Origin of the sequence: Acinetobacter sp. AOR12_HL, from assembly GCF_027855275.1 — a bacterium.
GTDB lineage: Bacteria > Pseudomonadota > Gammaproteobacteria > Pseudomonadales > Moraxellaceae > Acinetobacter > Acinetobacter baumannii.
On the sequence record NZ_JAKTIJ010000034.1, the window covers coordinates 1 to 12,297 of the forward strand.

The 12,297-nt window shown below is 34.3% G+C and carries 7 protein-coding genes, 4 pseudogenes and 1 other annotated feature; of the genes and pseudogenes, 7 read left to right on the forward strand and 4 right to left on the reverse strand.

All coding sequences use genetic code 11. From position 1 onward, the window contains the following. Positions 1-34 precede the first annotated feature (34 nt). The 4 pseudogenes from MKL36_RS15935 to MKL36_RS15950 form a co-directional block, all read right to left on the reverse strand. Positions 35-1,254, reverse strand: a pseudogene (locus MKL36_RS15935) (IS3 family transposase). Next, positions 863-979: a sequence feature (AL1L pseudoknot), on the reverse strand. (Overlaps the previous pseudogene by 117 nt.) Before the next feature lie 50 nt (positions 1,255-1,304). Then, a pseudogene (locus tag MKL36_RS15940) lies at positions 1,305-1,403 on the reverse strand (XRE family transcriptional regulator); the annotation flags it as partial. Positions 1,404-2,903: 1,500 nt separating this feature from the next. Then, a pseudogene (locus MKL36_RS15945) lies at positions 2,904-3,496 on the reverse strand (putative adenosine monophosphate-protein transferase Fic). 12 nt (positions 3,497-3,508) lie between these two features. Next, positions 3,509-3,671: pseudogene (locus MKL36_RS15950) on the reverse strand (YhfG family protein); the annotation flags it as partial. Positions 3,672-3,945: 274 nt separating this feature from the next. Between MKL36_RS15950 and MKL36_RS15955 the strand changes: the two are divergent. The 7 genes from MKL36_RS15955 to MKL36_RS15985 all read left to right on the forward strand — a co-directional run. After that, the gene (locus tag MKL36_RS15955; RefSeq protein ID WP_170318196.1) at positions 3,946-4,410 is read left to right on the forward strand and encodes a hypothetical protein; all 465 of its coding nucleotides are present in this window, start codon (positions 3,946-3,948) and stop codon (positions 4,408-4,410) included. A 12-nt stretch (positions 4,411-4,422) separates the two neighbouring features. Further along, on the forward strand, positions 4,423-6,765 hold the full coding sequence (locus MKL36_RS15960; RefSeq protein WP_005130152.1) for a hypothetical protein: 2,343 nt from the start codon (positions 4,423-4,425) through the stop codon (positions 6,763-6,765). A 4-nt stretch (positions 6,766-6,769) separates the two neighbouring features. Continuing rightward, positions 6,770-9,970 carry a site-specific integrase gene (locus MKL36_RS15965; protein ID WP_016653387.1) on the forward strand — a complete coding sequence of 1,067 codons (3,201 nt, stop codon included), beginning with the start codon at positions 6,770-6,772 and terminating at the stop codon, positions 9,968-9,970. A gap of 192 nt (positions 9,971-10,162) precedes the next feature. Next, on the forward strand, positions 10,163-10,615 hold the full coding sequence (locus MKL36_RS15970; RefSeq protein ID WP_005071567.1) for a hypothetical protein: 453 nt from the start codon (positions 10,163-10,165) through the stop codon (positions 10,613-10,615). 66 nt (positions 10,616-10,681) lie between these two features. Next, positions 10,682-10,864 (forward strand): hypothetical protein, encoded by a 183-nt coding sequence (locus tag MKL36_RS15975; protein WP_004795942.1) that lies wholly within the window; start codon positions 10,682-10,684, stop codon positions 10,862-10,864. 192 nt (positions 10,865-11,056) lie between these two features. Further along, a complete protein-coding gene (locus MKL36_RS15980; protein ID WP_000152660.1) occupies positions 11,057-11,293 on the forward strand; it encodes a hypothetical protein in 237 nt (78 codons plus the stop codon). Between the two features lie 660 nt (positions 11,294-11,953). Then, the coding region (locus tag MKL36_RS15985; protein WP_044119310.1) for a hypothetical protein at positions 11,954-12,297 on the forward strand (344 nt) is incomplete at its 3' end.

Here is a 12,297-nt window from a genome sequence, read left to right on the forward strand (position 1 = left end):
CGTACCGGGTTTGTCGGAGACTTTTTTATTTAAGTTAGGCCACCTGACCTAACGGGTTAATCTTATCATAGTACATTGCTTCAAACTCAAAAGGCGATACATAACCCAGTGCACTGTGTACACGCTTTTTATTGAACCAATCTACCCAGTTTAGTGTCGCAAGTTGTACATCTGCTAAACCTTGCCAAACTGCTTTTAGATATTCAATCACCTATGTTTTGTATAAGCCATTCACCGTTTCAGCCAAAGCATTATCGTATGAATCGCCTGTCGTACCGACTGATGCTCGTAAATTTGCTGCTTCTAAACGATTGGTATAGCGAATGGAAAGATATTGCACACCTCTGTCGGAATGATGAATCACATTCTTTGGCATGCCTCGATCATGCAATGCTTGCTCCAATGCATCGAGCACCATATCTGTATTCATCCGTGTAGATACTTTCCATCCAACAATTGCTCGTGAAAACACATCAATAATAAAGGCGGTATAGACCCAGCCTGAATGAGTTTGAATATACGTAAAGTCACCGACCCATAGTTGGTTTGGATGATCAGCACTAAAATTACGTTTCACTAAATCATCTGCCCGTTTTTGGTCATCTCGGCTACGGGTAGTTTGTTTATTCTTACCACGCCAAACACCTTGTATACCTAGCTTCTGCATCAATCGAGCAACTGTACAACGTGCAATCACATAGCCTTCACGTTTCAGTTGTTGCCAGACCTTACGCACACCGTATCGACCTGAACTTTCTTTCCAAATTCGCTTGATCTCCTCAGCATGATGCAAGTCATGTAAATCTCGTTTCGCTCGATGTTCTGGATTTACTGTGAGATCTAAAGTCCGGTAATAGGTTGAAGGTGCGATCGGTAAAATTCTACAAATCGCCTCGACTCCGTACAGCTGTTTATTATTATGGATAAAATCCACCATTATTTGTGTGGGCGGTCGAGCTCCGCCTGGGCGAAAAAAGCGGCTGCTTTACGTAGAATCTCATTGGCGCGTTGCAGTTCTTTATTTTCACGTTCGAGTTGTTTAATACGTTCTTGATCTGAAAGCTGCTGTACTTTAACTGGATTTTGTTTATCTAAATATTTTTGATACCAAACACGTAGTGTTTCAGGACTACAACCTATCTTGGGAGCAATAGCGGTGATCGCAGCCCAATTCGATGGATAATCTTTTTCAGATTCAATCAATAATTGAACCGCTCTTTCTCTGATTTCAGGGGTATATTTTAATTTTGTCATCGGGATAGTCTCTCAGAATATTGACTCTCCGACAAACCCGGTACGGTTCAAACCTCAGCTTGAGACATCTCCAAAAAGAGTCGTTGCTTACGTAAACGCTCACCTAAAAGCGTCACGACTTCTTCGGGTTTAGTGAAATATAAATCTATTAAATTGGGTCTTAAACTTTAATAATTTAATTAAACCACAAAATAATGGAATTAATTTATAGCTATAGTGTGGTTGAGGAGGGCTTTGTTGCACAGCACTTCGGAAGGTAGGTATGGTCCTTGGGTATCGGTTATCAGGATGTACTTTGACTGATTGTTGATAAGGAAATCTCAGTATTTTCATTTTTCCTTTTTGGTCACATTACTTAGAAAGGGTTCTTCGAAAAGTAGTTCATATTTTAAAAATCTTATAAATATTGAGGATTTTTTCTTAAATGCTTTCAACATAGCATGCGGCGATATGTAACTCGTACGGGCTTAATCTGCCTTTTAGTGTAAATTTTTTGGGCATGAGAGGGGCAGAGGTGTGGGGACAAGCAATTTATATCGTGGATACTTCTAAATCATTTATGTAATAGAATGAGCTAAGCATGGATTTAGGGTAATAACACTAAATCTAAAAAAATTGGAAGAATAATTTATTAAATTATTGTTTTTATGTGGTTGTTAGTGAAGTTATGAACAATAATAACTTTTTTCTTGATGAGTTTTATCTAAAAAATTGATCGGATAATTTCTTTATATGTCATGTATCCATAAATTTGACAGTTTGAAGATATCGGTATGTGCATTTTTCACAAGGTTAAAGATCGACCATAAATGTGATAAACGGTAGGGGATCATTGAAAAATGAATGGATTTAAACACTACATGTATGCAGGAAAAAATATCGCTGCGGTTCTGCTGACAGGCTGTATTGAGCATTGAATGCAAATGATGTAGTGATTGTCTACATGCTATAAGACCAGCATGATGAAGAATGAAATGTAGTTGCCAATATCTAACCTGGGTTGAAAAGTATAGCGTTGTTATTTGGAGAAGTGAGGTGAGCCATCCTTCTCTTATTCACTTAAAATGATACTTACTCAACTGATCTCCACTCATGGGCTGGTTCCAATTAGACGGATAATAACTTCCATCCCCTATTTTTTCTTACCACATTTCTTGCATTTAATCCCTTCTTTGGAGATGTGATTCAGCATCACCGTTGCCAATTGAATCAAATCAATGGCATTGTTCGTTGGTTCAAGAAAAGCAGAAGAGGCTGCTTTATTGCAAAAGAGAACATTCGGATCAAATCGATTGGATTACACAAAAGCCATAAAATAGCCATAGATCAATTCACTTGCATGTAATCTGTAACATCCATTCAGGTCATCAGACATTGATTAATCACTAAACACCATAAATTTATGTATAGGCGAACTTTTTTGAGACATATGTTGATAAAAATGCGGCAAGTTACATTGCTTAAAGGTCTATCTAAGTTAACGATCTATTCAATTCTGGATAAGTAATCTGCATATTACGATCCTAAATTACCCGAAGAGTATTAAGATTTTTAAGAATCGTGTTTGTTGGTTTATTTGGGAAATTAATCAGTGGATTGAAGCAAAGATGATGGCTCATTAAGGATTGTGGGCTCTGACTACTTAAATTTTAGGTATTTTGAATAAAGTATATTTCAAAAATCTGAATTAATGGATTTAAATTACCATAAAAACCTTCAATATTGGCTTGAATCCATTGTTGTTGAGAGTCAATGCGAGACCAATCAATACCATAACCACAATGAGCAATCAGATGCTCAAAGAAAATCCGTTGTGTACGTCCATTACCTTCACGGAATGGGTGTATGACATTAAGCTCACAATACAAGTCGGCAAGTTGAGGAATTAGTTGTTGCGGTGCTAAGCCTTGAAAGTACTTTTTTTTCTTGAATTGATTTAAGTAATTTATTGGTTTCAATTTCAATACGGGAAAAAATTACAAAAACGGGTGTCACCTTTGGAAATACGATTTGTCTTAACTTTCCTGCCCAGTCGTATAAGTCGCCAGAGAGCTGCGCATGAATTAATTTTTAAGTATTGTAAGTCGTAAGGTGGTTCAGCATATTCAATTAAGTTACTTGCCAATCCAGACAGTGCTAGTTCAGCTTGTTCTAAAATTTGTTCATCACGAATATTGAGTTTGTTCTTTAGGATATTTGTGCCAGGGTAACAATACAGGCTGTCACCCATTTCCCCATACATGTACCTGACTAACGTTTCGGGTTGCGAATACTTCTTATATTTTTGCAAGATTTCAGCTTTACTTTGTTGAGTTGTTTGAGCTGTCGTTGTAATGCCTTCAAGCTTTAGGCTGGCTTGATAGTTTTGCACACGTGTCGCTTGAATATATTTTTTTCTGTTCAGTGGTTCTGAGCAATTCGAAACTCCATTGATGCTACACGTGAAGTAAGTATAGCAGAGAATCTTTTTGATCAATGCTGCATACAAAGCATTTCAAAATGTAATACAACGGTATTGTTTCATGTAATAACAGAAAACTAAAAAAAAGTGGAAGAATTTTTAAAATTTAGGCGACCCATGATAAGTAAACCATATGTATTTGTTGATAATTGTAATTTTGAGAAAATTTAGTTGATAGATTAAATGTATTTTCATATAAAAAGATATGCTCATTTTTTATATCGATAAAAATGTTAAAATTTGACTACTTAGTAAAAAATATAGAGATATTTATGGGGCAATTTATCATGCCCTTTTGCTTTGAGCGACAAAATGTTCAATTTAAGATAGTAAAAATTAACTCAGAACTACTGAAAATCAAAAAGATTAAACAGAGTCAGAAAGTAGTAGTACAAGCAAAGTTCAAAATAATCTATGTGAAAATTTGGCAAAAAATATTGCTATTAATGCAAACGGAGCCATGCTTACGTGTACATTCTAATTATGTTGCAATCTTACAGTTGATACATAATCTTGATGATTTTATCGAAAAATCACAGCAACACTTATGCTTTGAGAGAAAAGCTCAGAAAGAGCTAGATGCTAAATTTTTTGCTAGATTTTTTAAGCTGACAAAAAGTCCAATCAAAGATCAACTTTTACAAAATTGTTCAGATCGTAATGAATTTAACCAATGCAATTTGATAAAAAATTAAGCGAAAGCGAATATGCCAAAGATTAAAACAGAAGAGCAATTCTTAGATTTAGCAGAAAAATTTAAACAAGATTATTGTCTATTACATGATGATGTTGTGAATACACAATTTGTCGATCTATCAGATGATTTACGTGAAAAAGCCCACGCTCTATATAAGGAAGCGCAACAGATATATGGCTATATATCTAGCTCTAGACAATTAGGTAAATATTATTTTCTAGCTTCTTTAAGTTATTTTGCATGTCCAGATACTAGTAATACACAAGAGCTGTCATCGCAACGTTATTTGATTCTACAAGCGAGTTTTTTAACATATCGGCAGTATCAAGAATTTGCAAAAATTGCTAAAGCTGAGAATAAGCAAAAACATGTTTGTGACCTCCTACGCTATGTCTCACGATATGTGCTGGATTCTAATAATGCTGAATTATTTCATGAATGTAGTAAGCTGCTAAATTGTTATGTCACGTACGAACGTAATTTGAAAAAAGAGGATCGTAATCAACTTTTTAATATTAAAAATTTCAAAAAAGTACAAGTCATAGAGTATTTATCGGCTCTATTAATAATTTTTAAAAGACTTGATGATCGTCGTGTTGTTCATCGTCAGCGTAAGTCAAAAAAAAGCAAAGTTTTGAAATGGCCAACTAAAATTGAACTCAAAAAATTTCGTGAAATAAAATCTGGTAAGTATGAAGATATCGGACATAACGCAAAGATCAGTTTTTATGATGCCTCTCTTCACAAAGATGAAGATGGTGAAATTGAGTTATTGGACATTGAAGTAGAATTATACTCAGAAGATGAAAAAACTAAAAATTTTAATCATTTAATTAGTGATTATACTGCGTATTACACGCGGCATCGCCAACGCCGTCATGTGCCATTTATTACAAATCCTCATTATTTAGCACCAGATGTACTGAAGCAAATTGTTTATGTGTTGAGAACTGAGTTAAATGCGGACTGGGATAATGCTGCAATCGCTGCCGCATGTTTATTGTCACTTTTGACTGGATTATCTCCCATAGCACTGATGGATTTTAACGAGCTCATACAAGATGGTGTTTTGATCCAGAATGGTTCAAGAAAACGACGGGAATATTTACTTAATTTAAATTTGAAAGTTACCGAGCAGAAAATTAAGAGTTTAAAGCCTGTGCGTTGGAATGAAGAGATGACTCACCAACTACATCTACCGGCGGCATGGTTTGACTACATAGAACAAGCATCGAATCCAAAGATCTCTTCAGGAGATATTAATTCCGAACTTAAGAAGTGGTTTGCTAATCAGTTTGTGGGTACTATCACCGTTGAAAAACTTCAGGCCCAATTATATTTTCATATATATTATGAAACCTATAATGAATATCTTACTCATGTGATTGCGAGGCGGGATATCAAGCATGATGTGCCAGGTATTTATTACGGAGGACTTCCCAAAGCTCAGCTTGATAGCAGCTATTTAGCTTTTTTAGAATCAGCACTTACACCACATTCTAAGGAACTTACAGAAGACACGGCTGAACTCAAAATATTACAACAACAATTCAAAGTGCAATCTGCATCTAAAGGGAGGGTAGGGAGTCAACTGGCACTTGAACCCAGTTTTGTGAAAGAGCAATTTGCTTTTTTACATAGACATTGCCAAGAAAATATTCAAAAAGATCAACATATCATTAATCAATTGAATGCATACGCGTGTTGGATGTGGCATGTTAGCTTGCTAAGCATGGCCAGACGGCCTAATAAAAATCTGTTGGGGAATTTGGAAGATTATTGTTTTGAGCTTAAAATTCTATATGTAAACGATAAAAAGAATAGCAAGGTAAGAAAGGATGGACGATTTATCCCGCTATCCGATTTCTTCTTAAAAGCACTGCAAAATTACACTGTATTTTTAAAACAAATAATTGAACTGTATAGCCCACTTTTAAAACAAGTATTTGCAAAGAAAAAAATTGCGCTCAATGACTTATTCGGAAAGGTCATTGATAGTAAAGATATCTTGCCGATAACTGTCAAAGAGTGGCAGAGCAGGAAAGTTAAGTTAATCCCTTTATCTCGAAACTGGGTAAATTTATATATGGAAGGAATCTTTCCAAAGAATATGTATTCGAATTGGTTACGTCATTTTGATATGAATTTTTTGATGTATGCAGAAGAAAAAGAAGAAAAAAAAACTGCTTTAGCATTCCATTTAATTCAGGCTCTTTATGGTCATGACCAACGTGACCGAGAGGCTTTTCATCCGTATTCTTCACTTATTCCGAATGTCTATGTACAGCAAGCCCGCCAGCAATTGCAAGATAATGTCAAATCTTTATCGATTAAACACTTAGAGCGAAAATAGTTGTATGCAAAAAATCAAAGAACTAATAAAACCACAACTAGACGGTCTATTTGTTGATATTCAGAAATTGGTGAAAAAGTCGCAAGAAAGACAGCCTTCTTTACCTGAAGTATTGACGCAAGACATGCAGCAAAAACTTGATCAGCAGATCGCCGAAAAATGGCATGACATTAAAGATAGTATTGATTGTTTGAGTCAAAAATTGAGCCGAGATGAACAATCTAAACTGATGCAATTTACTGAAGATGAATTTAATAAAAGAAGAAGGCAATTCAACCAGAATGTAGATAAAAAATCATACAGAATTAGGCTAAATCCACATACTAAACGGATCGTACTGCCTAGAAAAATTGAGAGTACGGAGTCACGGTTAAAACAAGGGCAGTTACATGCCCAGGTACTCAACGCTTTGAAAGCATATTGGAAAGATTCACTTGGATATTGGGATGACCCTAAATATTTGTGGGGGGATTTATGCTTAAGTTTTATATATATTTCAGGCTGTGCAGATGAACAGCATCTGGTTGCTATTCAGCAGCAATTGCAGGAGGCCGTTGAGCTTGGTACAGATCTGAATTGTTTTCGGTTATACCATTCGGACTACAAAAAAATCACTAATCCATTGTTACTACATTATCGTGTTGAAAACTCTCAATATGGCAACGATGTAGAACAGAGAAAGTTGTACCAATGGAAGCATGTTTTTTTTAACTCATATGCTCAGTTCATCTTGCAATATTTAAAAAAGTTGAAAGCTACTCATAAAGAATATCGTCTGCAACAATCAATTGAAGATTGTATTCTGGAAAGCTTGAGTCGCATGGGACGAAACAAAAGTTTGGGCGATCTGCAATATCAAATTAAACGCCGTGGATTTCGTGCATTTAATGATGTGCAAATGGTACTTGAATTTAATCCAAACCTTAGCCTAGATATATTTTTAAGTAATGTACTTCAGCAAGAGATTAATACTGTCGCCTTACGGCCATCCGAATTTAGATTGCTATGGAGTAATGAACGTAATCAAGTCATGGAACTAGAGAATAGCCCTATTCATTTTGAACAAGAGCAGTTACATCCTGAAGTTCTGACAGCTCAAAGCAAATTACAAACGATTCCGTATGAGTTGATGTTGTTTGATCAAAAGAAACGTAAAGGTCAAAAAGTTGAGCGCTTAGATAAAAAGAGGAATAAAGAAGAACGCACGCTACGTTTTTGGCAAGAAATCAGAAGGGTGTTAGAGGAGAAGATGCGTGATGCAAATACGGAAGAAAAGTCTTTAATTGAAGCCCAATTACGCTTAATTCACTGGTTAGTGCATTTAAAAAAAAGAGGGCTTCAATTATCAACTATTGAAAGCTACTTAGGATCATTTGCTAAAGAATTTATATTTGAAATTTGGCTTAATAAATTGGATTTAAAGCAACAATCCATTGATGATTATGAAGATTTATATCGACAGTTGTTGAAATATAGCAGTGAACGAGATGCACAAGCAACTCAACGTGAAGCTGTTAAAGGAAAAACCTCTCGTAAGATGCACCAAACAGCAGAATACCGTTTTGGTCGCCTAAAAGATTTTCATCAATTTTGTATAGATAATTTTAATGCACCAGAGGTATTGGTGTTACAGAATTCAAGTTTTAAACATTTACAAATTTGCAATGCACGCCTAGTAAGCCCTTTGTTATTTGGCAAGCTATTGGAAAAACTAGAACATTTAAGTCAAGAGCCAACGGCATCAGAGTGGGTCGATCATCTGAGTTGTTTAAAGCTGATGTATTTACTGAGTTATAGAACTGGACTCCGATTAAATGAAGTTCGTTGTCTTAAAATACAAGATATTATTTGCCCAGAGTTACTTTATAAAGAAAAAGAAAATACAGCTTTTAATAATATCACGCTTCATATTCAGAACAACTCATATCGCCGTCTGAAAACGCAAAGTGCAAATCGTCAAATACCATTGAAAATTGCCTTGTCAGAACATGAGTTTTTAGTAGTACAACATTACATACAACATCGTTATGAACAATATTTGTTTAATCAGCAGGATGATCTACTTTTTAGTGTTAATCATCGTGTATTAACTGATCAATGTATCAGTAAAATTACAGTAGAGTTGTTTAACCAAATATTAGGTATGCATCATGGCTTTAGTTTTCATACGTTGCGCCACAGTGCTGCTAACTATCTAGCAATAACTTTGCTGGGCTCAAAAGAAATGATTAAAACATATACAGATTGTCCTTGGGTAAAAGCAAAAAAGATGCGTGATTTATTGTTTGGTGTTAAAGCACGTGCTCATGAAGAGATTATTCAACATAAATGGCAGGTGCTTGCCTCTTGGATGGGGCATAGCAGTATTGAACAAACGGCTTCAAATTATCTTCATGTTTTGGATTTATTAGCAGTCGATCGAATTTACAATTCGCCGTGTATCATTTCAAAAAAAGTCCTAGAACAGTGTTTTGGTCCAGTGAATTCAAGTACAGAGTACATAAACTTAAATCGTTATACTCAGCAGCAGAAATGGTTTAACTCTTATCAGCAAACACAGCCAGTTATGATTGCTGGTCGACAAGAAAAGAAGTTTAGTATCGAGAAGAGTACTCTGACGCCTTTTCAACGTTTGATAAGTTTAAGAGATGGCCGTTCAAGCGAAGATATTCAAGCACAAGAATGGATGCAGCGATGTCAATTTATGAGCACTAAATGGATGGACCCCAAAAATTTTAATTTAAAAACGAAATATGTTAGTAATAAAAATTTAGATGGGGGTTGGTTTGATGAGCTTTACGACAAAGCTAAGAAACTGAAACGTTCTGATGAAATAATTCCTCTCCTTGATTTGCATAACCAACATGATAAGGGGAAAGATATACCTAAAGAGTTGAACGTGGTCAATGCACTTAAGGTATTATTATTATTTGGAAAATTACGTAAAAACTTTCTACATTTTCAATGCATAAAGAAAGATGATGAGCAACAAATTGCTAATTTTATTGCTGGTATAGAGCCAATTATTGGAGATCACCTAAATTTAGACAAACAGAATTATCCAGTCAATCTGGAAGTGCTTGAGAGAACAGTTAAATTTAGTTTTCAAAGAGTTGTTGGCCATAATAAAAAAAATGTTACTCTACTGGTTATATTTAATTTAATGTTAAAAATCATGCAAGAAGATGAACTTTGGTTAAAATAGCCTAAGCAGCTTAAAAAGGGGAATTTAAAAGTTTTAGCATCACAGTTTGATTACTGGATTTTAAACAATAGTGTGAAGATTAGCGCTTTGGTAAATCGATGAGCTAAAGTGTTGTAGTCCAAACTCGATCTGACAGTTACCCATTTTTGAGCTGTTGATTAATTTATCAAAAAAAAATCAAGCCACCCACGGGTGGTTTTTTATTGCGACATTTCACCAGTAACTAACTTTCTTAATGTGAATCATGCTAAGGCAGCGAATGAAGGGAAGCCGTTAGTTGTATTGATCGCACCACAAGAGAAAGATCGTTCGAAGGCTCAAAACCGTTTGTACTGGATGTGGCTTAATCAATGGGCTAAACGTCAAGGTAAAGATAAAGATTACGAGCATCTGTTCTTTAAGAAAAACTTCTTAGCAAAAATCTATGATTGCGATGACGTTGGCCAATACAAGAAAACATTCAAGGCTGTACGAGAGTTGAAAGATTCTAAGCATCCTCTCTACCAAGATGTAGCAAGTGGCCTATGTGAGCTAATGAGCACTACAGACGCAAGTACAGTTCAATTAACCGAATACTTAAACGACATTCATGCTTTCTGTAATAAAAACGGGTGTTATTTGGAAACGCCTGATGATCTTAAGTAGGTGCTTGAATAGTTGCTGATTTCATATTATTAATGTCTCTCACTTTATAAAATGAGAAACTAACAAATGGTAATGAATAATATTGAATATGATGCGGTGGTTGAAAGTGCGAAAATCAAAGCGAAAAGCGATATAACAGTAGCGGTTTTAAATAATGCAGCAAGTACTGGTTTAGTTGCAATTAATGATGCAAGTAAAGAAAAGCTTATAGAGTTTATCAAAAAACTGCATGATCAGATTGATGAATAATATGAACCGCCCTTAAAGCGGTTTTTTATTGCTAGTAGAATATTTAAGGTACCTTTTCTAATAGGCACATACTATTAAAGTGTTTTTTATTTATTTTTTAGATTGAAAAGATTGCTATTTGAGTAATTTAAATATAAAAATCTTTATTGATTGAGCGTAGTTGTTATACAGGATATTTATAAGGATTTTAAAATGACAATTATCACATTGCTTGATGTTGAGACGAAGAAGAAGGTGATAGTTCGGTCCGTAATAGACCCAATAGCAAGAATAGACAAAAAAGGGAATATACAAATTATTCAAATTCATAAATGGCTATATGATGAATCTGGAGATTTCGTTGATGAAGACTTATATGAGGCACTCAACAATGGAGAAGTTGGAATATACTTAACTTTGCAGTATATGATCATTGATATTGAAAATTAATTATTTTATTTTTAGTCAGTTTGAGTTCTTAGTCTCTAGAGCCTAATGGTTACTACACATAAGACCTTATTAAGTATTACCTATTGATGGGCACATATTCTTTATAACTCTTGATAAGTAAAAAAATTATGTAGGCTAAAAATAAAACTATTTAAAAAGAAATCTTTATCTATTTAAATATGAATATTTAATATTTTTAATTCAATCCCTATTGCTAGTGCTTAAATATTATGCCAATATGAAGTTGGAGATATTTCCGAATAGATATTTCCTATTTCAGGTCTAAGCGTTTTTTTTCGCTAAGCCCATTTCTGAATAAAAATAGGAAGTGGGCTTTTTTATTTTTAAATATTTCAGTATTATCAGTGTGTTGCTTTAAGTAACACTAAACCTTATTGATCAGCGCAAATATCAAAAAAAGGGGGAGCTTGCCTACTAGGCAAGCTTTTTAAATTGATGATTTAAACACAATAATCCATTTTAAAGCTCAATAGAAAGATCAAACTTCCATAGCTTTTATTTGTACTAATTTATTGAATATAATCGTTTTTATAATTTTTAAAATTTCCTTAAACTAAAAATGGAAAATTTCTTGTTGCAACATTGTTATAATAGGACTACCTTAAGAAAAATACTTTATAAAAATGAGGAGCTGCTGAAATGACACAGTATCTCATGTTTGCGGAAAATATTTATAACAAAATTAAAGATGAGGAATTGTTTTCACATGACTGTATTGAAAATATGAACTTACTTATGACATGTATACGCAGAGAAATTAAGGGAACAAAATTTAAATTAAAATATAATTTTATTGATTTTGTTGAATTGTTTAGTAAACAATTAGATGAATGTAAAGTAAAAATAGATGTGAGTTTGATTCCTCCTCATAATTCAGAAGGTGAGTATATTTTATGGTTAGCTGGATTTATCGAAAAAATTACAGAAGGTGGACCTAAACCACCTCCGCCTATAAAGAAATTTATTCCAGAGTATATGAGCTT

What these genes read in the sequence shown, in the direction of transcription:
- MKL36_RS15955 (WP_170318196.1), top strand. Translation starts at nt 3,946, where the DNA reads ATGTTAAAATTTGACTACTTAGTAAAAAATATAGAGATATTTATGGGG.
- MKL36_RS15960 (WP_005130152.1), top strand. Translation starts at nt 4,423, where the DNA reads ATGCCAAAGATTAAAACAGAAGAGCAATTCTTAGATTTAGCAGAAAAA.
- MKL36_RS15965 (WP_016653387.1), top strand. Translation starts at nt 6,770, where the DNA reads ATGCAAAAAATCAAAGAACTAATAAAACCACAACTAGACGGTCTATTT.
- MKL36_RS15975 (WP_004795942.1), top strand. Translation starts at nt 10,682, where the DNA reads ATGGTAATGAATAATATTGAATATGATGCGGTGGTTGAAAGTGCGAAA.
- MKL36_RS15980 (WP_000152660.1), top strand. Translation starts at nt 11,057, where the DNA reads ATGACAATTATCACATTGCTTGATGTTGAGACGAAGAAGAAGGTGATA.